General features: G+C 64.6%; 23 protein-coding genes, 1 tRNA gene and 1 riboswitch. Of the genes, 12 read left to right on the forward strand and 12 right to left on the reverse strand.

Translation table 11 applies throughout. The features are described 5' to 3' along the window. Positions 1-28: 28 nt before the first annotated feature. Genes hisF through hisB form a run of 4 tightly spaced genes read right to left on the reverse strand, consistent with a single transcriptional unit; the run spans position 29 to position 2,726 of the window. Entirely contained in the window at positions 29-790 is a 762-nt protein-coding gene (gene hisF / locus BF95_RS06215; RefSeq protein ID WP_043150118.1) for an imidazole glycerol phosphate synthase subunit HisF, read from the reverse strand. Further along, positions 787-1,524: a 1-(5-phosphoribosyl)-5-[(5-phosphoribosylamino)methylideneamino]imidazole-4-carboxamide isomerase gene (gene hisA / locus BF95_RS06220; RefSeq protein ID WP_043150192.1), complete on the reverse strand. Its 738-nt coding sequence runs from the start codon at positions 1,522-1,524 to the stop codon at positions 787-789. Before hisA ends, hisF begins: the two co-directional genes overlap by 4 nt. Then, a complete protein-coding gene (gene hisH, locus BF95_RS06225; RefSeq protein WP_043150120.1) occupies positions 1,521-2,135 on the reverse strand; it encodes an imidazole glycerol phosphate synthase subunit HisH in 615 nt (204 codons plus the stop codon). The genes hisA and hisH overlap by 4 nt, the downstream gene beginning before the upstream one ends. A gap of 3 nt (positions 2,136-2,138) precedes the next feature. Beyond that, positions 2,139-2,726 carry an imidazoleglycerol-phosphate dehydratase HisB gene (gene hisB / locus BF95_RS06230; protein WP_043150195.1) on the reverse strand — a complete coding sequence of 196 codons (588 nt, stop codon included), beginning with the start codon at positions 2,724-2,726 and terminating at the stop codon, positions 2,139-2,141. Between the two features lie 86 nt (positions 2,727-2,812). Between hisB and BF95_RS06235 the strand changes: the two genes are divergently transcribed. After that, positions 2,813-3,289 (forward strand): SspB family protein, encoded by a 477-nt coding sequence (locus BF95_RS06235; RefSeq protein ID WP_043150122.1) that lies wholly within the window; start codon positions 2,813-2,815, stop codon positions 3,287-3,289. A gap of 129 nt (positions 3,290-3,418) precedes the next feature. Here BF95_RS06235 and BF95_RS06240 read toward each other — a convergent pair whose 3' ends face one another. The 3 genes from BF95_RS06240 to BF95_RS06250 all read right to left on the reverse strand — a co-directional run bounded on the left by BF95_RS06240 (position 3,419) and on the right by BF95_RS06250 (position 5,720). Then, positions 3,419-4,327, reverse strand: a complete 909-nt coding sequence (locus BF95_RS06240) for a beta-carotene 15,15'-dioxygenase, Brp/Blh family (RefSeq protein WP_043150125.1) — start codon at positions 4,325-4,327, stop codon at positions 3,419-3,421. A gap of 58 nt (positions 4,328-4,385) precedes the next feature. Then, entirely contained in the window at positions 4,386-5,168 is a 783-nt protein-coding gene (locus BF95_RS06245) for a bacteriorhodopsin-like (protein WP_043150126.1), read from the reverse strand. 477 nt (positions 5,169-5,645) lie between these two features. Continuing rightward, positions 5,646-5,720: transfer RNA gene (locus tag BF95_RS06250), tRNA-Thr, on the reverse strand. Between the two features lie 115 nt (positions 5,721-5,835). Between BF95_RS06250 and BF95_RS30295 the strand changes: the two genes are divergently transcribed. Next, a complete protein-coding gene (locus BF95_RS30295) occupies positions 5,836-5,961 on the forward strand; it encodes a hypothetical protein (RefSeq protein ID WP_257785054.1) in 126 nt (41 codons plus the stop codon). A gap of 5 nt (positions 5,962-5,966) precedes the next feature. Here the strand turns inward: BF95_RS30295 and BF95_RS06255 are convergent, their stop codons facing one another. Next, positions 5,967-7,748 (reverse strand): aminopeptidase P family protein, encoded by a 1,782-nt coding sequence (locus tag BF95_RS06255; protein WP_043150128.1) that lies wholly within the window; start codon positions 7,746-7,748, stop codon positions 5,967-5,969. A gap of 121 nt (positions 7,749-7,869) precedes the next feature. On the opposite strand from BF95_RS06255, the gene BF95_RS06260 reads away from it, so the two are divergent. Together BF95_RS06260 and BF95_RS06265 are read left to right on the forward strand one after the other, a co-directional pair. Then, the gene (locus BF95_RS06260; protein ID WP_043150131.1) at positions 7,870-9,933 is read left to right on the forward strand and encodes a S9 family peptidase; all 2,064 of its coding nucleotides are present in this window, start codon (positions 7,870-7,872) and stop codon (positions 9,931-9,933) included. 102 nt (positions 9,934-10,035) lie between these two features. Beyond that, positions 10,036-10,431, forward strand: a complete 396-nt coding sequence (locus tag BF95_RS06265; protein WP_043150134.1) for an acyl-CoA thioesterase — start codon at positions 10,036-10,038, stop codon at positions 10,429-10,431. Between the two features lie 108 nt (positions 10,432-10,539). Here the strand turns inward: BF95_RS06265 and BF95_RS06270 are convergent, their stop codons facing one another. Then, positions 10,540-12,390, reverse strand: a complete 1,851-nt coding sequence (locus BF95_RS06270; protein WP_043150136.1) for an ABCB family ABC transporter ATP-binding protein/permease — start codon at positions 12,388-12,390, stop codon at positions 10,540-10,542. 264 nt (positions 12,391-12,654) lie between these two features. On the opposite strand from BF95_RS06270, the gene BF95_RS06275 reads away from it, so the two are divergent. Further along, positions 12,655-12,972, forward strand: a complete 318-nt coding sequence (locus BF95_RS06275; RefSeq protein WP_043150137.1) for a hypothetical protein — start codon at positions 12,655-12,657, stop codon at positions 12,970-12,972. Between the two features lie 12 nt (positions 12,973-12,984). Here BF95_RS06275 and BF95_RS06280 read toward each other — a convergent pair whose 3' ends face one another. Together BF95_RS06280 and BF95_RS06285 are read right to left on the reverse strand one after the other, a co-directional pair. Next, the gene (locus tag BF95_RS06280; RefSeq protein WP_043150138.1) at positions 12,985-13,380 is read right to left on the reverse strand and encodes a type II toxin-antitoxin system death-on-curing family toxin; all 396 of its coding nucleotides are present in this window, start codon (positions 13,378-13,380) and stop codon (positions 12,985-12,987) included. Continuing rightward, the gene (locus tag BF95_RS06285; RefSeq protein WP_043150140.1) at positions 13,380-13,607 is read right to left on the reverse strand and encodes an AbrB/MazE/SpoVT family DNA-binding domain-containing protein; all 228 of its coding nucleotides are present in this window, start codon (positions 13,605-13,607) and stop codon (positions 13,380-13,382) included. Before BF95_RS06285 ends, BF95_RS06280 begins: the two co-directional genes overlap by 1 nt. Positions 13,608-13,625: 18 nt before the next feature. Between BF95_RS06285 and BF95_RS30945 the strand changes: the two genes are divergently transcribed. The 3 genes from BF95_RS30945 (at position 13,626) to BF95_RS06295 (ending at position 14,744) form a co-directional block, all read left to right on the forward strand. Next, positions 13,626-13,946, forward strand: a complete 321-nt coding sequence (locus tag BF95_RS30945) for a ribbon-helix-helix domain-containing protein (RefSeq protein WP_443018338.1) — start codon at positions 13,626-13,628, stop codon at positions 13,944-13,946. Positions 13,947-14,085: 139 nt separating this feature from the next. Continuing rightward, the gene (locus BF95_RS06290; protein ID WP_043150141.1) at positions 14,086-14,334 is read left to right on the forward strand and encodes a DUF4160 domain-containing protein; all 249 of its coding nucleotides are present in this window, start codon (positions 14,086-14,088) and stop codon (positions 14,332-14,334) included. Then, complete coding sequence (locus BF95_RS06295; RefSeq protein WP_043150142.1) at positions 14,331-14,744, forward strand: DUF2442 domain-containing protein; 414 nt, start codon at positions 14,331-14,333, stop codon at positions 14,742-14,744. The genes BF95_RS06290 and BF95_RS06295 overlap by 4 nt, the downstream gene beginning before the upstream one ends. Positions 14,745-14,839: 95 nt before the next feature. Here BF95_RS06295 and thiC read toward each other — a convergent pair whose 3' ends face one another. Further along, a complete protein-coding gene (gene thiC, locus BF95_RS06300) occupies positions 14,840-16,834 on the reverse strand; it encodes a phosphomethylpyrimidine synthase ThiC (RefSeq protein ID WP_043150143.1) in 1,995 nt (664 codons plus the stop codon). Between the two features lie 44 nt (positions 16,835-16,878). Next, positions 16,879-16,988: riboswitch (TPP riboswitch) on the reverse strand. Positions 16,989-17,024: 36 nt separating this feature from the next. Between thiC and BF95_RS06305 the strand changes: the two genes are divergently transcribed. The 4 genes from BF95_RS06305 to BF95_RS06320 all read left to right on the forward strand — a co-directional run bounded on the left by BF95_RS06305 (position 17,025) and on the right by BF95_RS06320 (position 24,087). Next, entirely contained in the window at positions 17,025-17,306 is a 282-nt protein-coding gene (locus BF95_RS06305; protein WP_043150144.1) for a hypothetical protein, read from the forward strand. Positions 17,307-17,369: 63 nt separating this feature from the next. Beyond that, a complete protein-coding gene (locus tag BF95_RS06310) occupies positions 17,370-20,729 on the forward strand; it encodes a transglutaminase family protein (RefSeq protein WP_043150197.1) in 3,360 nt (1,119 codons plus the stop codon). Beyond that, entirely contained in the window at positions 20,729-23,203 is a 2,475-nt protein-coding gene (locus tag BF95_RS06315) for a circularly permuted type 2 ATP-grasp protein (protein WP_043150145.1), read from the forward strand. Before BF95_RS06310 ends, BF95_RS06315 begins: the two co-directional genes overlap by 1 nt. Further along, the gene (locus BF95_RS06320) at positions 23,200-24,087 is read left to right on the forward strand and encodes a transglutaminase family protein (protein WP_043150148.1); all 888 of its coding nucleotides are present in this window, start codon (positions 23,200-23,202) and stop codon (positions 24,085-24,087) included. Before BF95_RS06315 ends, BF95_RS06320 begins: the two co-directional genes overlap by 4 nt. Positions 24,088-24,090: the final 3 nt, after the last annotated feature.

A 24,090-nucleotide genomic window follows, 5' to 3' on the forward strand; every position in this document is an offset into this window, starting at 1 on the left:
TGTAAAATAGATCGACGCTTTTGGGGCTTTAGCCGCGCACCGGCACGCCAGCCGCTGCCAGCGCCCGGTGCGCTTCGCCGATCGTATGTTGCCCAAAGTGGAAGATCGAGGCCGCCAGCACCGCGCTGGCATGGCCCAGCGTCACCCCCTCGACCAGATGATCGAGCGTGCCAACGCCCCCGCTGGCGATCACCGGCACCGATACGGCATCGGCAATCATGCGGGTCAGCGCGAGGTCATAGCCCAGCCGCGTGCCGTCCCCATCCATCGAGGTGACGAGCAATTCGCCCGCGCCGAGGTCCGCCAGCCGCAGCGCATGGTCCAGCGCGTCGATCCCGGTCGGCTGACGCCCGCCATGGGTGAAGATTTCCCAACGGCCCTCCGCCACCTTGCGCGCATCGACCGATCCGACGATGCACTGGCTGCCGAACCGGTCGGCGATGTCGGCCACCAGTTCGGGCCGCACCACGGCAGCGCTGTTGACCGCGACCTTGTCCGCGCCCGCCAGCAGCAGCGCGCGCGCATCGTCGGCGCTGCGCACCCCGCCGCCCACGGTCACCGGCATGAAGCAGACTTCCGCCGTGCGCCGCACGACATCCAGGATGGTCCCGCGCGCCTCATGCGTTGCGGTAATATCCAGAAAGCACAGCTCGTCCGCGCCCGCCGCGTCATAGAGCCGCGCCTGCTCGACCGGATCGCCCGCATCCTTCAGATCAACGAAATTGACCCCCTTGACCACGCGCCCATTGGCAACGTCGAGACAGGGAATGACCCGGGTGCGGACGGTCACGCCGCCGCCCGCGCCACCGCCATCGCGGCTTTCAGGTCCAGTCGCCCGTCATAGAGCGCGCGCCCCGTGATCACGCCTTCGATCCCCTCGTCGGCATGCAAGCTCAATATGCGGATGTCGGCAATCCCCGCCACGCCGCCGCTGGCGATCACCGGGATGTTCGTGGCGCGGGCGAGTTCGACCGTCGCATCGATATTGCAGCCCTTGAGCAGCCCGTCGCGGCCGACATCGGTGAAGAGCAGGCTGGCAACGCCCGCATCCTCGAACCGGCGGGCAAGGTCGATCACCGGCATGTCGGACTTTTCGGCCCAGCCGTCGGTCGCGACGAAACCGTCGCGCGCATCGACCGCCACCACGATGCCGCCGGGAAAGTCGCGCGCGGCCACCTTCACGAACGCCGGGTCTTTCAGCGCAGCCGTGCCGATGACGATCCGCGAGACACCAAGGTCGAACCAGCGCTCCACCGATTCGCGGTTGCGGATGCCGCCGCCCAGTTGGACATGGCCCGGAAATGCCTCGACGATCTTTTCGACCGCGTCGGCATTGACCGCGCGGCCCGCAAAGCTGCCGTCCAGGTCCACGACATGGATATGCTGCGCGCCGGCCTGCGCGAACAGCATCGCCTGCGCAGCGGGATCATCACCATAAACGGTGGCGCGGTCCATATCGCCCTCGGCCAAGCGGACGACCTGGCCATTTTTCAGGTCGATGGCGGGAAAGACGATGAAGCTCAAGGGCGCCACTCCAGAAAGCGCGAGAGGAAGGAAAGGCCATAGGATTGGCTCTTTTCCGGGTGGAACTGGCAGCCGATGATGGTGTCGCGCGCCACCGCCGCAACCAGCGGGCCGCCATGGCTGGTGACCGCGGCGATATGGGCCGGATCGGTCGCTTCGAAATGATAGCTATGCAGGAAATAGGCCTCGCCCGGCTCCAGCAAGGGCGGCGTCCCCTGCAGGATCACATCGTTCCAGCCCATATGCGGCACTTTGATGCCTGGCTCGGCCGGTTCGATCAGCCGCACCGTGCCGGCTATCCAGCCTAGTCCCTCATGCCGCCCGAATTCCTCGCCCGCGTCAGCCAGCAACTGCATCCCCACGCACACGCCCAGAAACGGCACCGCGCGGCTGCTCACCGCCTCGCCCATCGCCTCGACCATGCCGGGGATCGCCACCAGCGCGTCGCGACAGGCGCGAAATGCCCCTACGCCGGGCAGGACGATGCGATCGGCCCGGCGGACGAGATCAGCGTCCGCGGTAATGACGACATCCTGCGCGCCCGCCTTGCGCAGGGCGTTATGCACCGAATGGAGATTGCCCGCGCCATAATCGATCAGGGCGATGGTCATGCCTTACAACATGCCCTTGGTGGACGGGATCGCATCCGCCTTGCGCGGGTCGATCTCGACCGCCTGGCGCAGCGCGCGGGCCAGCCCTTTGAACGCGCTTTCGACGATATGGTGGTTGTTCGCGCCATAAAGCAGTTCGATATGCAGCGTAATCCCGGCGGCTTGCGCGAAGCTGTGGAAGAAATGCTCCACCATCTCGGCGTCCCACTCGCCGATCTTCTGTACCGTGAAGGGCAGTTTGCACACCAGCCAGGGGCGACCCGAAATGTCGAGCGCCACACGGCTCAGCGTCTCGTCCATCGGCGAATAGACGCTGCCATAGCGGCTGATGCCGCGCTTGTCGCCCAGCGCCCGCGCCACCGCTTCGCCGATCGCGATGCCGGTATCCTCGGTCGTGTGATGCTGGTCGACATGCAGGTCGCCTACCGTCTTGACGCTCATGTCGATCAGCGAGTGCCGCGACAATTGTTCGATCATATGGTCGAGGAAACCGATGCCGGTCGACACCGAATAGAGGCCAGTGCCGTCAAGGTTGACGGTCACGTCGATCTGGGTTTCCGCTGTGTTGCGGTGAATCTCGGCCGTGCGCATGCTGGCCCTATAGCGTGTGGTGCGCGCCATGCAATCTGCGCGTGCGGGGGTTGACCGCATGATTCGCGCCGTTAGGACATTGGGCCATGAGTGAAGAACTGCCCGACAGCCTGATTCCCTATGACGAAATCGTGCAGGAAGCCCTGCGCGCCGTCGTCGGCCGCGTATTGGGTGAGGTGGAACGCAGCGGCGGCCTGCCGGGCAGCCATCATTTCTACATCACCTTTAAGACGCAGGCACCCGGCGTCGACATCCCTAAGCGGCTGGTGGAACGCTTCCCGGACGAAATGACCATCGTCCTGCAGAATAAATATTGGGATTTGAAGGTCAGCGACCAGCATTTCGAGGTCAGCCTGACCTTCAACCAGGTCGCCGCCCATCTCTATATCCCCTTCGCCGCGATCACCGCGTTCGTGGACCCCGCCGTCAACTTCGCCCTGCAATTCCAGGTCCAGACCGACGCCCTGCCCGAACCGCATGACGAAGCCGAAAATGACGGCCCCGTCATCACCAATGAGGACGGCTCCAATGTCGTCAGCGTGGACTTCGGCAAGAAAAAATAGGGTGAGGCGCCCGCGCCTGCGGTAATTTCAAAACGCTACCCAATTATCATATCGACACCTTGGCGGACATGCTTCGCCTTGAACCTTTGCGTTGCCTGCATCGCTACGGCGAAGCGGCTGGTCGCTATCTTATATCGCGGCACGCGCCTCGTGCGCCTGCACCATGCGAAGGATGATCGGCACGGCCATGTGCGGCGCGGTGAGGACCGACAAGGCAATGAAACTGCTGGCGAAGATGCCATCGGCTAGGGATTGGCCGCTGCCCATTGCGAAAATCGCGATCGCGATGCCCAGTCCGCCAAGGGTCAGCGGAATGACCGCGCCCCCCCATTGGTCGGCCCCCCGCAGTCCAAGCGCTGTAGCGTGAGACCGGAACTGGATGGGAGAGTGGACAAGGCAGAAGAACAGCGCAAACCCCATGACCGGCGGCAGTAGCAACATGGCCGTCAAGGCACAGGCCGCCGAGAGCGCCAGTCTGCGCCGACCGCTGTGCCACAACATTGCCACCCCCGCGATCGCGAGCAGCAACATGGTGGGCGCCACCAACAGCAAATAGTCGGCGAGGATGGCAGCCGAGGCGCGCCCGGACAAGGTCATGAACAGGCCGGAAAGGCTGTCCCCGTGCATCAGCGATGGCGCGGAAATCAAGGCAAGCGCGATCCCTCCAGCTAGGAAGGAAGAGCCGCATCCTTCCCAATCCTCGGCAAAATGGATCACCGACATGATGAGAAACGCCATCAACGCTGCGACCGGTGCGGTACGCCACACAAGATACATGGCGGCAGCGCACGTCAGATAAAGGATGATCAGTGCGGTCCGGGACCGGAACAGCCCCCCGACCGCAGGCCCCCTTTGTAGCAGCGCCAGATCGAAACTGCCGTGCGGCATGCCAAAAATAAGCAACGCCGCCGACGCCAGAGCCGTCATCGCCGATGAATCGAATATGACGCCGAATTGATACAAGAAAATGGTGGCAGTCGTGATCACCAACAGACCGGCGATGCGCCAATCGTCAAATCGGAGGAGGCTCAAATCCATCGCTATATCCCTGCCATGAACCGCAGGCCGCATGCGGCCTGCCGGTTCATGATGGAGCTTACTTCGCCGCGACCAGGGTTGCGGGGTTGCCCGGCTCACCATATTCGGCCGCCGATTTACGCACGGCGATCATGTAAACGAGGATGCCGACACCGGCCTTGGCGATAAGATCAGCGATTGTGTAGCCGATCTGCACGCCCGTTTCGACCGCGCCGCCGGTGAAGCTGGTATAGGGGATCATATAGACGATGGGATAAAAACCCCATGAGGCGAAGGTCAGCAATCGCGCCTGCTTGATCAGGCCGCGGGCGCTTTCCGGCTGCCGTTCGATCGCATCGCCCAGTCCCTTGAACAATTCCCACACGATGTAGAGGAAGGGAATGGACGACAAGGTGCCCCACAATGCCCGCGTGCTGTTATTATCGGCGATTTCGCCGGGATAGCCCAGGATGATCATCAGGGCTGCAGCAGAACCCAGTCGCACTGACATAGATACTGTCGCGCTTTGCGACAGCCGCATCACCAACACCAGTTCGATCAGCAACAGCGGCACCGTCAGCAGCCAATCGACATAGCGATAGGCATCATTGAACGCGACGCCGCTTGCGGTAATCACGCCATCGGTCAAAGCATAAGCCTCTGACCAGCTCTCGAAGATACGATAATAATGATAGGCCGCAATCGCCGTGACCAGCCCCGTGATCGTCAACGCCGTCTTATAGGCGGGGCCGACCTGAGACCGACCAAACCAGAAAAACAATGTGGCGGCCGCCATTGATGCGAATGTGAAAGAGAATGCGTTATAGACCAATAAATATTGGCCCGCCGTAATCATATCCATAATATACCCCTGAGGAAAATCGCAATATGCGCGTGCCGAGCAGTCGATCGATATATCGTTACTTAGCTGGCCATGAGATCATATGGATTTGGCAGGTATTGAAGAAAATACCCATAACACCGTGCTATATAACGACTGGTCTTAGCCCGTTCTTAAGTGTATCGAACCAAAATCTTGGAAATCCCATACGGCCTTTAGGGTGGGTCCACCAACACATGGCGTTATCGGCAAGGATGGCGAGTCCATAGCTGCCCACACGCCTGCCGCCTGCGCGCCAGCCTGACTGGTCCCGCACGAAGCCGGGCGAAAATTGATGCCCAAAATGGAATCGGTGCGGTTGGTCCGCTTGCCCTTCGACCACCGGGCGTCGAGCGGTTCGTGACGGCTAAGCCCGTGGATGTCATGATGGCCAGATAGCGCAGGGAACGAAAATCGGCTTCGATCGCCGAGGCATTGTGGTGATTTGCGGGGAAGAAATGGTGCTGCTGGGGAGGATTGAACTCCCGACCTCGTCATTACCAATGACGCGCTCTACCACTGAGCTACAGCAGCACTCTGTTTCTCATCCTCAGGCGCTCGTTGCGCTGGGAGCCGGGCCTATGGCCGCGCACGTTCCCCTTGTCAAGGCGGGTTGCGGCGGTTGATGCAATTTGCTTAGGGCGTTGTCATGGCCGAAACACAGGATGACAAAAAGGCGCGACTGGCGCAGGCGTTGCGCGACAATCTACGCCGTCGCAAGGCGCAGGCGCGGGAGACGCCACCCGCCCCCGCGCCCGATCCCGCCAAGGATTAGCCGCCTTATAGCGGCGCGCAGGCCCCCTTGAGCCACGCCAGCGCATCGCCCTCCAACTGCGGCCCAACCACGTCCAGCACCTGGACATGATAGGCGTCGATCCAGCTACGTTCTTCCGCCCCCAGCAAATCGGTGGCGATCAGCGCCCGGTCGATCGGCGCGAAGGTCAGCGTCGCAAAGCCCAGCATCGGCTTTTCCGCCCCCGGCACGGCGCGTTCCTCGACCAGCACCAGATTTTCGATGCGGATGCCATATTCGCCGGTCTTGTAATAGCCCGGCTCGTTGGACAGGATCATGCCCGCCTGCAACGGCTCGTCGCCGCCGCCGAAGGTCGCGATCCGCTGCGGCCCTTCATGCACCGACAGGAAGCTGCCGACGCCATGGCCGGTGCCATGGGCATAATCCAGCCCCTGTGCCCATAGATATTGCCGCGCGAGCACGTCGAGCTGGCCGCCGCGCGTCCCCACCGGGAACACGGCCCGCGCCAAAGCCACATGGCCCTTCAACACCAGCGTGAACCGCTCCTGCATCTCGCGGGTCGGCGTGCCGATCGCCAGCGTGCGGGTGACGTCGGTGGTGCCGTCGCGATATTGGCCACCCGAATCGACCAGATAGAGCGTGCCAGTCTCGATCGGGCGGTTGGTCTTGTCCTCCACCCGGTAATGGACCACTGCGCCGTTCGGCCCCGCACCGCTGATCGTATCGAACGACAAGTCTTGGAGCAGGCCGGTTTCCTTGCGGAACGCTTCCAGCCGGTCGGCGGCGGACATTTCGGTGAGGCCACCCTTGGGCGCTTCGACCGACACCCAATGGAGGAAGCGGCTGAGCGCCGCGCCATCGCGTGCCTGCGCGGCCTTGTGCCCGGCAATCTCCACGTCGTTCTTGATCGCCTTGGGCAGCACCGCCGGGTCGCGCAGCGGCAGCACGGTCGCGCCGCCCTCCTGCAAGCCGTCGAAGATCGCGGCGACGGCCCGTTCGGGGTCGGCAACGACCGTCTTTCCGGCGAAGTCCCGCAGCGCGGCGGCGAAGGTCACACCGTCCCTGACCCGCACCGCATTGCCCAGATGCTGGGCGACGCTCTCGTCCATCTTTTCGGGCGCGACATAGAGGTCAGCGGTCGCATCCGCATGGATGATAGCATAGGCGAGCGCGACGGGCGTGCGATCGACATCCTTGCCCCGGATGTTGAAGGCCCAGGCGATCGAATCGAGCGCAGACAGCACGGCGGCATCCGCGCCTGTCTCCACCAGCCAGTCGGCGATCGCCTGCCTTTTGTCGGCGGCGCTGCGCCCGGCAAAGCGATCGTCATGCACCACCAGCCGCGCGGCGCTGGGCGCTGGGCGGTCGGGCCAGACCGCATCGATCGGGTTGGTGTCGACCGCGACCAATGTCGCGCCCTTCTTCGCGAGCGCCGCGCTTGCCGCCTTCACCCAGGCGCTGGTGTGCAACCAGGGGTCATAGCCGATCTGGCCACCCTGCGGCGCATGGACGCCCAGCCAGTCGGCGATCGAGGTCTGCGGCACGCTTTCATAGGCCCAATGCGCCCCGTCCACCTGCTCGCGCACCTGCAGCGTATAACGGCCATCGGTGAAGATCGCCGCCTGCTCCGGCAGCACCACCGCGCTGCCCGCCGACCCTTGAAACCCCGTCAGCCAAGCAAGCCGCTGCGCATAGGCGCCGACATATTCGCTCATATGTTCATCGGTCAGAGGCACGACGAAGCCGTCGAGCGACACGCGCACCAACTGCGCGCGCAGCGCCTTCAGCCGGTCTTCATAGGTGGACATTCATGCTTCCTTGTCTATCGGCCCTTGCGCAGGCCGCAAAGGCGACAACATAAGCAGGCAAAGGCGCTTATGCCAGCGCTCCCGACCAGATCAAATCGACCCGATCATATATGGATACTGAATGACCGATCTTTCCCAGCCGCCCGTTGCCGCCCGCCGTCCGCACAGCTTCACCCATCATGGCATCACCCTGACCGACGATTATGCCTGGCTGCGCGACCCCGGCTACCCGGAGGTGACGGACAGCCAAGTGCTGGATTATCTGGCGGAAGAAAACCGTTATTTCGAAGCGGCGATGGCCCCGCACAAGGCGCTGACCGACACATTGTTCGCCGAGATGAAGGGGCGGATCAAGGAAGACGACCAGTCGGTGCCGCAAAAGGATGGCGACTATATCTATTGGCGCGCCTTCGAAATCGGTGCGCAATATCGCAAATGGTATCGCAAGCCCGTCGCAGGCGGGCCGGACCAGTTGATCCTGGACGAAACCGCCCTGGCGCAGGGCCATGACTATTTCCGGCTAGGCGCGATGTCGGTCAGCCCCGATGGGCGCTATCTCGCTTATGCGATCGACACCAACGGGTCCGAACGGTTCGAAGCGCGGATCAAGGATCTGCTGAGCGGCGAGATCCTGCCCGAAATCATCCCTGACACGCTGTCATCTTTGGTCTGGACCAGTGACAGCAAGGGGCTGCTCTACGGCATCGCCAACGACAATTGGCGCACCGACAATACGCGGCTCCATTGGCTGGGCCAGAGCGTGACGAGCGACGTCGAACTCTTCCATGAGGATGATGAGGGGTTCCGCGTCTCGGTGGGGCTCACCTCTTCGGAAAAATGGATCGTCATCGCCACCGGCGACCATGTGACGACCGAAGCCTGGCTGATCCCTGCCGACAATCCGCTGGCCGACCCGATCCTGGTCGCCCCGCGCCAGCCCGGCCGTGAATATGATGTCGATGAGCATGAGGGCCGCCTCTACATCCGCACCAACGACGCCCATCCCAATTTCCGGCTGGTGACGGCCTCGCTCGACGCGCCCGACCAATGGACGCAGGTGATCGCGCCGGACGATCATTTCTACCTGACCGACTTCACCCTGTTCCAGCGTTTCTACGTCACCGAAGGACGGCAGGACGGACTCGACCAGATCGAACTGCGCGATTACGCCACCCACAGGCCAAAGCGCATCCCCTTTCCCGAAGCCAGCTATTGCGCGGGGCTGGACGACAATCCCGAATATGATGTGACGAAGCTGCGCATCGGCTATGAATCGATGGTCACGCCCGACACTATCTATGATTATCATCTCGACGACGGACGGCTCGAAGAGTTGAAGGTGCAGGCCATCCCGTCGGGCTATGATGCCAGCCGCTACACGACCGAACGGCTGATGATCCCGGCGCGCGACGGCACCGCGATCCCGGTGTCGATCGTCTATCCCAAGGATTTGCCCCGCGATGGCAGCGCGCCGCTGCATCTATACGGCTATGGGGCCTATGGGCTGGCAATGGAGCCTGGCTTTTCGACCGGGCGGCTGTCGCTGCTGGATCGCGGCATGGTGTTCGCGCTCGCGCATATTCGCGGCGGCGATGACCTTGGCCAGCAATGGTATCTGGACGGCAAGCTCGACAAGCGGACCAACACCTTCACCGATTTCGTGGATGTCGCGAAGGGGCTGATCGACCTGGGCTATACGGCAGCGGGCAAGATCGGCATTTCGGGCGGGTCGGCGGGCGGCGAGTTGATGGGCGCGGTGATCAATAGCGATCCCGACCTATGGGGCGCGGTAGTGGCGCATGTGCCCTTCGTCGATGTGCTCAACACGATGCTGGACGAAACGCTGCCGCTGACGCCGGGCGAATGGCCCGAATGGGGCAATCCGATCGCGGACAAGGCGGCGTTCGAGACGATTTTGGGCTATGATCCTTACAGCAATGTCACCGCACAGGCTTACCCGCCGTTGATGGTGACGGCGGGCCTCAACGATCCGCGCGTCACCTATTGGGAACCGGCCAAATGGGTCGCCAAGCTGCGCGCCAACAAGACCGACGACAATATCCTGCTGCTCAAGACCAATATGGGCGCGGGCCATGGCGGCAAGTCGGGCCGGTTCGAGAGTTTGCATGAGACGGCGGAGGAATTTGCCTTCCTGCTGTGGCAATTGGGGGTGGTCGAGGCGTGAAAGGGCCAACCTCTCACCCGTTCGGGCTGAGCCTGTCGAAGCCTCTTTCTTCCTTCCAGGAAGTAATGCCCTTCGACAAGCTCAGGGCGAACGGAGGATAATATGCCATCATCCTACACCTGCCAGATCACCGCCACCCCCGATGACATAGACATCCTGGGCCATGTCAACAACGCGGTCTGGGTTCAGTGGATGGAGCGGGTGTCGGTCGACCATTGGAACCGTGATGCCGATCCGGCGCATGTCGATGCCTATATCTGGGTCGTGACCCGGCATGAGATCGACTATCGCGGTAATGTGACGGCGGGCGAAAGCGTGACCGCGCGTACCTGGATAGCGGAGGCACCGCGCGGGGCGCGGTTCGACCGGATGATGGAATTTACAGGCACCGACGGCAAGGTGAAGGTCGCAGCCAAATCCACTTGGGCGATCATCGACAAAGCCACCGGCCGCATCCTGCGCGTGCCGCCGGAGGTGGCTGCGAACTTCGTGGATTGAGGCCATGACGCACGAGGCATAGAACTGTTCCCCGGCGGAGGCCGGGACCCAGGGCGACTTGGCACCGCGCCTGGGGCTTCTAGACTCCGGCCTACGCCGGAGAACAGGTCAGGGCGACGGCACCACCACCTCGAACACATCGCCAATCCCCGGCTCGCCCGGCAGCGCTTCCCGCTCGCTCGCCTGCCGGTTCCACATCAAAGCGTAGAGGCCATCGGCGCGCACCAGATCGGCGTGGCGGCCGCGTTCGACGATGCGGCCCTGGTCCAGCACGATAATCTCTTCGGCATCGACCACGGTGGACAGGCGATGCGCCACCACCAGCGTCGTGCGTTTCCGGCTGATGTCGCGCAACACCGCTTGGATTTCGGTTTCCGTGCGGCTGTCGAGCGCGCTGGTGGCTTCGTCCAGCACCAGCAAGGGCGGGTCTTTGAGCAATGTCCGCGCAATCGCCACCCGCTGCTTTTCGCCCCCCGACAATTTCAGGCCACGCTCACCGACGCGGGTGTCATAGCCTTTGGGCAGGCTGAGGATGAAGTCGTGGATCGACGCGGCCTTTGCCGCCGCTTCGATCTCGTCCTGCGATGCGCCTTCGCGGCCATAGCCGATATTATAGCCGACCGTGTCGTTGAACAGCACCATGTCCTGTGGCACGATGCCGATCGCGGCGCGCAGCGAGGCCTGGGTCACCTTGGCGATATCCTGCCCGTCGATCGTCACCTGGCCCGACTGGATATCGTAGAAGCGGAACAGGATGCGCGCGATGGTGGACTTTCCCGCGCCCGAAGGCCCGACGATCGCCAGCGTATGCCCGGCGGGCACCTCGAAACTGACGTCGTGCAAAATTTCCCGCTCCGGGTCATAGCCGAAGCGAACATGATCGAACCGCACCGCGCCGCCCGGTGCCCGTAGTACAGTGGCGTCCGGCGCATCGGCGACTTCGGCCTGGGTGTCGATCAGTTGATACATCGCCTCCATGTCAATCAGCCCCTGGCGGATGGTGCGATAGACCATGCCGAGCAGGTCGAGCGGGCGGAACAGCTGGGCCAGCAGCGTATTGACCAGCACGACGTCGCCGGTGGTGAACTGGCCGACGCTCCAGCCCCAGACGCTGTATGCCATCGCGCCCGCCATCATCAGGTTGGTGATCAGCGACTGGCCGACATTGAGCCAGGCGAGGCTGTTCTCGCTCTTGATCGCCGCCTTGGCATAGCGGCGCATCGCTCCGCTATAGCGGTCGGCCTCGCGCTGTTCCGCGCCGAAATATTTGACCGTTTCGAAATTGAGCAGGCTGTCGACCGCATGGGCGACCGCGCTGGTGTCCATATCCACCATGTCGCGGCGCAGCTGGTTGCGCCATTCGGTCACGGTACGGGTGAACCAGATATAGGCGACCACCATGACGAGCGTGGCGGCGACCAGCCCCCAGCCGAACTTGACGAGGAAAATGGCGCAGACCGCGACCAGCTCGATAATGGTGGGGGCGATGTTGAACAGCAGGAAATAGAGCATCGTGTCGATGCTCTTAGTGCCGCGCTCGACGATCTTGGTGACCGCGCCGGTGCGCCGGTCGAGATGGAAGCGCAGCGACAGGCGGTGGAGGTGGACGAACACGTCATCGGCGAGGCGGCGGCTCGCCTCCTGCCCTACCTTCTCGAACACGGCGTTACGCAGATTGTCGAACAGCACCGCGCTGAACCGCGCACCGGCATAAACCAGCACCAGCGCCATCGCGAGGCCCACCGCCGGTTCCATGCCCGGTGCCATCCGGTCTATCACGCCCTTATAGGCAAAGGGCATGGCGAGGCTGATGAGCTTGGCCAGCAGCACCAGCAGCATGGCGATGGCGACGCGGCGACGCAGCGCGGGCGCATCGGCCGGCCACAAATAGGGCAGGAATCGGCGGAAGGTCGCCCAGACGGGCGGCAAGGGAGCGGTTTCGGGCGTTTCGGGAGGCATGGCCCTGCTATGTAGGGCTTATGGCCGGGCGGTCCAGTGGGAAGAGGGTGGCAAGGGGGGGCGGGTCGCCGGAGAGACAGGGGAGTCGAGGCCTTAGCTTCGCACTTTTCCCGCACAATTCGATATTATGTTGCGCCGCCTTGATCCTATCGGAAAGCCGCGACGGGAGCATAACAGCGGTGCGGCCTGTAGGACAGCGCGCTTGCGCCAGCGCGTCCGCCATGGCAGCTTTCAGTTCGTCTCGAACGAGCGAAGGACGGCCCGATGCAACCCTTCACCATGGCGCTGGCACCCGAACAATTGTGGCAGGCGATCAACCCGCTTTATTGGACGCAAAATGGCGGGCAGATCGGCCTCGTCAACATCACCCTGGGGCAGACGGCGCGCCCCGACATCGAACGCACGGTGCTGGACGAGGTCGGCAGCTATGGCCGCCAGATCGGCCGCATCGGCGACGCGCTCGAAATATTGATCCGCCATTTCGACACGACGGACCTGCCCCAGCCGGAACGCGACGCGCTGGCGATACTGATGGGGCAGCTCGCCGACGTGCGCAAGATCAAGGCGCGCGAGCGGGGGTAAGGACAGGCGCGGTCAGGCGGGGGCGAGGTGCTGGCGGAACCAATCGGCCATATCATCCTCCGACAGATTGCCCGCCGCCAGTTCAAGAAAGGCCACGACCAGTTCCGCGTCGGTCGCGGTCAGGCTATGGCCGTTGAGCAGCAGGAAGGTTTCGCTGACAACCGCCGCGATCCGCTTGTTACCGTCGATGAAAGGATGGTTGCGGGCGAGGCCATAGGCATAGGCCGCCGCCAGCGCCGCCGCGTCGGGTTCGCCATAGCTGACGAGATTGTGCGGCCGCGCCATCGCGCTTTCGAACAGGCCGCGATCGCGCAGCCCGTCGCCACCGCCGCCATGTTCGGCAATCTGTTCGGCATGCGCCGCCTCCGCCACGGCGAGCGTGACCCAGATCCAGCCCTGATCCGCCATTATTTGGCGAGTTCGCGCAGCGCCCGCTTGCGCCGGGCCATGACATCCCGCGCGGCCGCCATCTGCGCATCGAAATCCGGCTCGGCCGCCGACAATTCGATCCCGCGCGCAGTGAGGACGACGGACAGCGTATCCCCCGCGTTGGCGTCGAGATGCGCCAGCAATTCCTTGGGCAGGATAACTCCGGCGCTGTTGCCGATCTTGGTGATTTTGAGGGGCATGTTCATACGGGCGTTATAACATGGATGGTGGCGAGGGCGCAACGGCCACGCTTCTTGTCAAGAATAGCGCAATATTGTAGCTATTATGGCCATGGCACAGATGAACATCTCCCTCCCCGATGGCCTCAAAAGCTGGATAGAGGCACGCGTCGCCGAAGGCGCTACAGCAGCAGCAGCGATTATGTCCGCGATCTGGTTCGGCGCGAGCAAGAGGCAGAGGAAAAACTGCGCATCTTGCGTGCGGCGGTCGAAGAGGGGCTAGCATCCGGCACTAGTGACAGGACGATCGAGGATATTATTGCCGACGGTCGTGCGCGGCGGGCTGCACAATCAAGTGCAGGATGATACTGCGTATCAGGGCGATGGACCAGGCGCGGCATTTTTGATTGGGGATCATCGTCGTGCGGGTTGCGCAATGGCGGGTAGTAGCTAGATGATCTCCCGGCCTGCTTGAAATAACCCAACCGATAGGTTATTTATCGCCATGGTCACGATCCATCGTGCGCATGGCATGCGCTTCGTCATCTACACGCACGATCATGAGCCGCCGCATATCCATGTGCTGGGCAATGGCGAGTTGAAGGTCGCGCTCTCGCCACATGGCGCGTTGCCCCAACTCATATATGCGATCGGCATGAAAGCGGCGGATCGCAGGCGGGCGATGGATGTGGTGCTGGAGCGGCAGGCGGCGTTCATGACGCACTGGCGCGCGATACATGGAGATGAGGAATGACGGATCACTGGTCCGATACGCAGATCGACGCAGCGGAAGCGCGGGGCCGGGACGCGCTGGCCAAAGAACCGCGCGCGCTGGCCGCACGCTATGACCGCAAGGCGGCGCGCATCATCGTCGATCTCGCCAGCGGCGCAACTTTCGCCTTTCCGCCCTATCTGGGGCAGGGGCTGGAGGCGGCCACGCCCGATCAACTGGCAGAGGTGGAGATTGCGGGCGCGGGCTTTGGCCTGCATTGGGAGGTGCTGGACGTGGACCTTTCCGTCCCGGCGCTGATGGCCGGATCGTTCGGCACCAAGGCCTGGATGCGCGAACTGGCGCGGCGGGCTGGGAGCGTGACATCACCCGCGAAAGCTGCGGCGGCGCGGGTCAATGGGGCGAAGGGTGGACGGCCGAAGAAGGTGGGGTGACTGCGTGAGCATATTTCGAAAATGGCGTGATCCTTTTTTACAGATCACGCCACTCAGAGATCACGGTCCAACGGCAACACATTGCTCGTAACTTCTCAATCCCGCTCCCTATCCCCAGCCCCCATATACAGCTCGCTCCCCGTTTCCCTGAACACCTTGCTCATTGCCGCCATGCCCTGTTCGGCGGAGGTTGCGTCCAGCGGCTCGCCCCCTCCACCATTTGGCTGCGCCAACGGCTCGCCTTGCGAGCCGGCTTCGCGGCTGCGACTTGCCCCCGGCAAGTCGCTGGTCGCCGCTACGCCCCCCTCCCCGTGCCGGGGAGGATGGGCGGCGATGAAGGCGTCGGCTTCCTGATTCTGCTTCGCGGCGAAATCGCGGACCTCTTGCGTGATCTTCATCGAGCAGAATTTGGGGCCGCACATCGAGCAGAAATGGGCGCTTTTCGCGCCTTCCGCGGGGAGCGTCTGGTCGTGATATTGCTCCGCCGTGTCGGGGTCCAGCGACAGGTTGAACTGGTCCCTCCAGCGGAACTCGAACCGCGCGCGGCTCAGCGCATCGTCGCGGACCTTCGCCGCCGGATGCCCCTTGGCGAGGTCAGCGGCGTGGGCGGCGAGCTTGTAGGTCACCACGCCGACCTTCACGTCATCACGGTCGGGCAGGCCCAGATGCTCCTTGGGCGTGACATAGCAAAGCATCGCGGTGCCGTACCAGCCGATCATGGCCGCGCCGATGCCGCTGGTGATATGGTCGTAGCCCGGCGCGATGTCGGTGGTGAGCGGCCCCAATGTGTAGAAGGGCGCTTCGCCGCAGGCTTCGAGCTGCTTTTCCATATTCCGCTTGATCTTGTGCATGGGCACATGGCCCGGCCCTTCGATCATCACCTGCACATCCTGTTCCCAGGCGCGCTTGGTCAGTTCGCCCAGCGTATAGAGTTCGGCGAACTGCGCCTCATCATTGGCGTCGGCGATCGAACCGGGGCGCAGGCCGTCGCCGAGCGAATAGGCGATGTCATAGGCCTTCATGATCTCGCTAATCTCGTCGAACCGCTCGTAGAGGAAGCTCTCGCGATGGTGGGCGAGGCACCATTTCGCCATGATCGACCCGCCGCGCGACACGATGCCGGTCACGCGCTTGGCGGTCATCGGGATATAGGGCAGGCGCACGCCCGCATGGATGGTGAAATAGTCGACGCCCTGTTCCGCCTGCTCGATCAGCGTGTCGCGGAAAATCTCCCAGGTCAGGTCTTCGGCGACGCCGCCGACCTTTTCGAGCGCCTGATAGATGGGCACGGTGCCGATCGGCACGGGCGAGTTGCGGATGATCCATTCGCGCGTGTCGTGGATGTTGCGGCCGGTGGACAGATCCATCACCGTGTCCGCACCCCAGCGGATCGACCAGACCAGCTTGTCGACTTCGGCCGCCACGTCGGATGCGACCGCGCTGTTGCCGATATTGGCGTTGATCTTGACCAGGAAATTGCGGCCGATCGCCATCGGTTCGGATTCGGGATGGTTGATGTTGCTGGGGATGATCGCCCGGCCGCGCGCCACTTCGTCGCGCACGAACTCCGGCGTCACATAATCGGGGATGTCCGCGCCCCAATCCTGCCCGTCGCGGACATAGTTGGCCAGCCGCGCCCGGCCCAGATTTTCGCGCTCCGCCACATATTCCATTTCCGGCGTGATGATGCCGCGCCGGGCATAATGCATCTGGCTGACATTCGCGCCCGCCTTGGCACGCAAGGGGCGACGTGCGCCCAGCGGGAATTGCGCCACCCCGCCGCTACGATCCGGGCCTTTCAGCCCATTATCCTCCGGCCGCACCTCACGCGCGTCATACGCCTCCACATCGCCCCGCCCGATGATCCAGTCGTGACGCAACGTCGGCAGGCCCGCGCGAATGTCGATCTGCGCCGCCGGATCGGTATAGGGGCCGGACGTGTCATAGACGCGCACTGGCGCCTCGCCGCTGCCCGGCTCCAGCGTGATTTCGCGCATCGCGACGTTGAGCGGGCCGACATGGATCTTGCGCGATCCCCGGATGGGGCCAGTGGTGACGCCGATTTCGGTGCGGGCGGGAACATCTGCCATTTTCGTCTCTCCTTCATGGCGAAAGAGAGGGATGGCGGGCGGTGTGACGGCGCGCTGACCCTCCCTACGCCGGTGTTAGCCGGATCAGGTTCAACGGGTCGCAGCCACATAGCTGCCTCTCAACCGTCTGCGGACGGTCCCCCGGGGATGCTGGACAGGGTAAGCTGTTCGCGGCATGAGTCCAGCGCTTATGTCTCATCATCCCCCACCCGATCTTTCCACCAAGGAAGGCCGCAAGGCGTGGCGGCATGAATATCGCATGGTCGCGGTGCGGCCGCGCCGCTGGGGGCTATGGTTGCTGACCGCCGGATTTCTGCTGCTGCTGACGCCGTCCGCCTTTGGTCTGCACAGCATAATGGGCTGGTCGCCCAGCCTGATCGGCATGGCGCTGATGCTGGGGGCGACGCCGCTGCTGATCGCAGGGGCGGTGCTGCGGCGGCGCTATCGGCGCGGGCGGCTGGGCACTCCCTAGAATCTGCACGGCCCGCGCGATTGGCTGTTGCATTGCAGCAGGGGGTAGCGTTTGATCGCGGCTATGCTCAAAGCCGCACTCCACCACCTCACCGCCTATCGTTACAATCGCCCGATCCGCCTGGGGCCACAGGTAATCCGCCTGCGCCCCGCGCCGCATAGCCGGACCAAAGTCCCCAATTATGCGCTGAAGATCGAACCGGCGAACCATTTCCTGAACTGGCAGCAGGATCCGCACGGCAACTGGCTGGCGCGCGTGGTGTTTCCCGATCCGGTCGACCATTTCCGCATCCAGGTCGATCTGCTCGCGGATCTCGACATCATCAATCCGTTCGATTTCTTCGTGGAGCCTTATGCGGAGACCTACCCCTTCGCCTATGACGATCAGCTGAAGACCGACCTTGCCGCCTATTTCGACATCGAACCGCAGGGGCCGATGTTCGAGGCGATGGTGGCGCAATATGATGGCTTTGAGAGCCGGACGGTCGATTTCCTGGTCGAGGTGAACCGTCGCCTGCAACAACAAGTCGGCTATGTCATCCGCATGGAGGCGGGCGTCCAGACGCCGGAAGAGACGCTGGAGATCGGCACCGGATCGTGCCGCGATTCGGCGTGGCTGCTGGTACAATTGCTGCGCAGGTTGGGCTTTGCCGCGCGTTTCGTGTCGGGCTATTCGATCCAGCTGGTCGCCGATGTCGAGCCGATCGAAGGGCCAAAGGGCGTCACGCAGGATGTCGTCGACCTGCACGCCTGGGCGGAGGCCTATGTGCCGGGCGCAGGCTGGGTGGCGCTGGATGCCACCAGCGGCATGTTCGCGGGTGAGGGGCATATCCCGCTCTGCGCGACGCCGCATTACAAGTCCGCCGCACCGATCAGCGGCATGGCCGAACCCGCCGAAGTCGATTTCGAATTTGCGATGAATGTGTCGCGCATTGCCGAAGCCGTGCGGATCACCAAGCCCTTTACTGACAGCCGTTGGGACGCGGTGATGGCGCTCGGCGCACAAGTCGATGCCGATTTGATCGCGCAGGACGTGCGCCTGACCACCGGGGGCGAGCCGACCTTCGTGGCGGTCGATGGCGGTGATGCGGGCGAATGGAATGGCGATGCGGTGGGACCAACCAAGGCGGCCTATGCCGACCGGCTGATCCGCAAGCTGCGCGCGACCTTCGCGCCCGGCGGCCTGCTGCATCATGGCCAGGGCAAATGGTATCCGGGCGAAAGCCTGCCGCGCTGGGCCTATGCGGTCTATTGGCGCAAGGATGGCACGCCGATCTGGCGCGACGAAAGCCTGATCGCGCCCGACGATGCGCCCGATGGCGCGCGCACCGTGACGCCCGAAGACGCCCGCGCTTTCCTCAGCCATATGGCCGGGAATATGGGCTTTACCGATGACTATACCCATGCGGTCTATGAAGATCCGGCGGTCTGGGCGGTCAAGGAAGCCGACCTGCCGATCAACGCCAGCCCCGATGATCCCAAGATCAGCGACCCCGAAGCGCGGGCGCGGATGGTCAAGACGTTCGAGCGCGGCCTCGACCAGCCGGTCGGCTATGTGCTGCCGGTGCAGCGCTGGCAATCTCAGGTCGCCAAGCCCCGCTGGCAGAGCGAAATCTGGCAGTTGCGGCGCGGCAAGCTGTTCGCGGTGCCGGGCGATTCGGCGCTGGGCTATCGCCTGCCGCTGGGATCGCTGCCCTATGTGCCGCCATCCGATTACCCCTATATCCACCCCCGCGACACCAGCGAGCCGCGCGAACCGCTGCCCGATTTCCGTACCCAGGTGGTCGAGCAGGCGAGCGTCGAGGAAGCGCGCGCGCAACAGTCGCAGCGGGTCGCCGGCCCAGAAGGCGGCATGGCGGCGCAGGAACGGGTCGAGCAGGTCATCATCGAAGGCGCGGTGCGCACCGCCGTGACGGTCGAACCGCGCGGCCATTATCTCTCGGTCTTCCTGCCGCCGGTGCAGGCGCTGGAAGATTATCTGGAACTGATCGCCGAGGTCGAGGCCGCCGCCGAAGCGCTGCGCATCCCCGTGCGGATCGAGGGCTATTCGCCACCGCCCGACCCGCGCATCGACGTGCTGAAGGCGACGCCCGACCCCGGCGTGATCGAAGTGAATGTGCAGCCCGCGGCAAGCTGGGACGAGACGGTCCATATCACCCAGCAAGTCTATGACCATGCCCGCGAATGCCAGCTGACCGCCGACAAATTCATGGTCGACGGCCGATCGGTCGGCACCGGCGGGGGCAATCATATCGTGCTGGGCGGGCCGACGCTGGGTGACTCGCCCTTCATCCGCCGCCCTGACCTGCTCAAGAGCTTCGTCCTCTATTGGCAGCGCCATCCCTCGCTCTCCTACCTCTTTTCGGGCCTCTGCATCGGCCCGACGAGCCAGGCACCGCGCATCGACGAGGCGCGGCATGATGGCCTGTACGAGTTGGAGATCGCACTGTCGCAGGTGCCCAACCCGTTTGCGGGCGAAGGGGCTGCGCCGCCGCCGTGGCTGGTCGATCGGCTGTTCCGCAACCTGCTGGTCGATGTGACGGGCAACACCCATCGCACCGAAATCTGCATCGACAAGATGTTCTCGCCCGATGGTCCCACCGGGCGCCTGGGACTGCTGGAGTTTCGCGGGTTCGAAATGCCGCCCGAAGCGCGCATGAGTCTGGCGCAGCAATTGCTGCTCCGCGCGCTGACCGCCTGGTTCTGGCGGCAGCCGCAGCAGGGCCATCTGGTCCGTTGGGGCACGACGCTGCACGATCGCTTCATGCTGCCCCATTTCGTCTGGGCCGATTTTCTGGAGATCCTGTCCGACCTGCGCGGTGCGGGCTATGATTTCGACCCCAACTGGTTCGAGGCGCAGCGCCAGTTCCGCTTCCCGGTCCATGGCACCGTCGATGCGGGCGGCGTCGGGCTGGAAATCGCCCATGCGCTCGAACCCTGGAATGTGCTGGGCGAAACCGGGGCGATCGGCGGCACGGTACGCTATGTCGACTCATCGACCGAACGGTTGCAGGTCCGCGCCACGGGCCTCGTCGCCGGACGCCATATCGTCGCGTGCAACGGGCGGCAGGTGCCGATGACCGCCACCGGCGTTCCGGGCGAAGCGGTCGGCGGCGTGCGCTACAAGGCATGGGCACCGGCCAATTGCCTCCACCCCCATCTGCCCGCCAATGCGCCGCTGACCTTCGACGTGCTGGACAGTTGGAGCGGCCGGTCGCTGGGCGGCTGCGTCTATCATGTCGCGCATCCGGGCGGCCGCAATTACGACACGCTGCCGGTCAATGGCTATGAGGCCGAAGCCCGGCGCAAGGCACGGTTTCAGGATTATGGCCATACCCCCGGCCAAGTCGACATGCCCGTCGCCGAAACGGCCAGCGAATTTCCGATGACGCTGGACCTGCGCTTCAAACAACCGGGGCTGTGATGGCCGCCGACGCCGCGGCCCCGCCTCGCGCGGCGGGGGGATGGGCCGACGCCTATCTCGCCGCCGCACCGGCGGGAGATTTGTTCGCCGATGCGTCGCCCGCCATGGCCCCACGCTGGCGCACGATGCTGGAACGGCTGTCGGCGCAGGCGCAGGGCGATCCAGTGACGCTCGCCGACCATGTCGGGCGGCAGGCGATCGACCTTGGCATGGCGTTCCGCCTGACCGGCGACGAGCAGGAACGCGCCTGGCCGCTGGGGCCGGTGCCGCTGCTGATCGGCGCTGACGAATGGGCGCATATCGAACGGGGCCTCGCCCAGCGCGCCGACCTGCTCGAACGGGTCATCGCCGACATTTATTCGACTCAGTCGCTGGTCACCGACGGCAATCTGCCCGCCAGCATCGTGACCGGCAGCGCCCATTATTGGCGCGTCATGAACGGCGCGCCGCCGCCGCAGGGACATCAGCTTCATTTCTACGCCGCCGATATCGGGCGCGGCCCGGCGGGCGAATGGCGCGTCTTGTCCGACCGGGTGCGAACCCCGGTGGGCGTGGGCTATGCGCTGGAAAACCGGCTCGCTCTGTCGCGCGCCACCGGCGACCTGCTGGGCGCTATGAACACGCGGCGGCTCGCGCCCTTTTTCGACGAATTGCGCCGGGGGCTGGCCGCCGACTGCGCCCGGTCGGACCCGCGCATCGGCCTGCTGACGCCCGGCCGCTTCAACCAAAGCTATGCCGAACAGGCGCATCTCGCCCGCTATCTTGGCCTGTTGCTGGTCGAGGGCGAGGATCTGATCGTCACCGACGGACAATTATTCGTCCGCACCATTCAGGGCCTGAAGCGGATCGACGGGCTGTGGCGCTGGATGGACAGCCGCTTCCTCGATCCGCTCGCCTTCGACAGCAAGACGCGCATCGGCGTGCCCGATCTTTATGATGCCTGCGCGCGCGGCGGGCTGATGGTCAGCAACTGGCCGGGCGCGGGCGTGATCGAATCGCGCGCCTTCGCGGCCTTCCTGCCGCAACTCGCGCGCGCGGTGCTGGGCGAGGAGCTGATCCTGCCCAATATCGCGACCTGGTGGTGCGGGCAGGGCAAGGAGCGCGCCTATGTCCGCGACCGGCTCGACCAGCTCGTCGTCGGCTCGGCCTTCGACCAGGATGTGGCGGGCCTGCCCGACGCGCATTTCACCCCCGGATCGGCACTAGACGGCGACCAGCGCGACGCCCTGCTCGACGCGATGGCGCGGCGGCCGATGGACTATGTCGGGCAGGAAGTGGTGAAATTATCGACCACCCCCGCCATCGTCGATGGCCGACTGACCCCCCTGCCCTTCACCCTGCGCGTGTTCGTAGCGCGCGACGCGCTCGGCCAATGGCGCGTGATGCCCGGTGCCTTCGCGCGGCTGGCAGGCCATGGCGACATTCGCGCCGCGCTGATGGGCCGGGGCGACATGTCCGCCGACATGTGCGTTATCGACAGCCAGCCCGTACCCCCCGACACGCTGCTGGGATCGGGCGGCGCGCCTGCGATCCGGCGGGTGGGCGGCATGCTGCCGGCCAAGGCGGCGGACAATCTCTTCTGGCTGGGTCGCTATATCGAGCGCACCGAAATGACGCTGCGGCTGATCCGCGCGATCGTCGGCGGATCGATCGAGGCGGATATCGGCCCCTCGCTCGCCTCGCCCACCATGGCCCGGCTGGTCGGCCAACTGGCGCTGTGGGGCGCGATTCCCGGCAGTCGCGGCGCAGTCGGCCCGCTCTGCGCCATCGCGCTGGGCGACGCCCAGCAAAGCGGCAGCGTGCGGACGCTGATGGGGCGGGTCGCCAATATCGGCGAAGGGCTGCGCGACCGGCTGGCGAGCGACGTGTGGCGGCTGGTGCGCCTGCCGCTGCCCCGCTTCGACGGCGCGGTGACCGAAACCCTGCTCGACGCCTCGTCCCGCATGATCGAGCGGATTTCCGCGCTGTCGGGGCTGGCGGCGGAAAATATGGCACGCACCGACGCCTGGCGCTTCCACGATATGGGCCGCCGGATGGAGCGGGCGATCAATGGCTGTCGCCTCGTCAGCCTGTTCGGCAGCGACGGGGCCAGCGCCGCCGACCTGACCGTGCTGCTCGATCTGCAGGATAGCCAGATCAGCTATCGCACCCGCTATCTGACCGGCCCGGCGCTGCCGCCGGTGCGCGATCTCGTCGCGCTGGAACCGCATAATCCGCGCGCGATCGCCTATCAGGCGGCAAGGCTGGCGGAGCATATCGCCGCCCTGCCCACGCTGCGCGCCGACGGCATGCCCGAAGAACCGCTGCGCCGCGCCGATGCGCTGGTGGCGCGGCTCGCGCCGCTGACCGGCGACATGCTGACCATGGCCGACATTGCCGATGTGGAGAACCGGCTGCTTGGCCTCTCCGACGCGATCGGCCAGCGCTATTTCCTGCAGGTCCGCAAGACCGAGACGATGGACTTGCTATCATGATCTACCATGTCCGGCACCGCACGATATTGCGCTATGCCAATCCGGTGCGGCTGGCCCGCTTCAACCTGCGGCTGCGGCCCGCGCCTTGGTCGGGGCAGTGGACGTCCGACTATGCGCTGGACGTGGACCCCGCCCCCGCCACCATCGATTCGCGCCCTGGCGCCTGGCCGGTCCATGTCGCCCGGCTGGTGATCGAAAGCCCGATCCGCCAGCTCACGATCGAAAGCCGGTTCCGCGTGGGGGTGCAAGGCGGCGCGATCGTGCCGCAGGACGATGATCCGACCATCGGCGCGGTGGCGCAGGCGGCGCTGGCCGAACGCGACATGGGACCGGCGGCACCCGCCCATTATCTCTACGCCTCGGTGCGCGCACCGCTCTTGCCGGACATCGGCGCATGGGTCGGCGATGGCCTGTCGCCTGACCGGCCGATCGTCGCCGCTGCGCTGGACCTCGCGCAGCGCATCCGCGCCGAATTTCGGTATGAACCGGGCAGCACCGACGCGGCCACCCCGGTCGCCGACGCCTTTGCCGCGCGCCATGGCGTGTGCCAGGATTTCGCCCATGTCATGGTGGTCGCGCTACGCCTCGCGGGGCTACCCGCCGCCTATGTCAGCGGCTATCTGCGCACCTATCCGCCACCCGGCAAGCCGCGCCTGATCGGGGCGGACGCCATGCATGCCTGGGTCATGCTCTGGTGTGGACGGACGCGCGGCTGGATCGGCTTTGACCCGACCAACGGCGTCATCACCGGCGACGGCCATCTCTTCGTCGCCATGGGCCGCGACTATGCCGACGTCGCGCCGATGGACGGCCTGTTCGTGGGCGGCGGCGGGCAAAGCCTGCAACTGATGGTCGATGTCGTGCCGGAGGAGGAGATGGCATGAGGG

Source organism: Sphingobium sp. Ant17 (assembly GCF_000588875.1).
GTDB lineage: Bacteria > Pseudomonadota > Alphaproteobacteria > Sphingomonadales > Sphingomonadaceae > Sphingobium.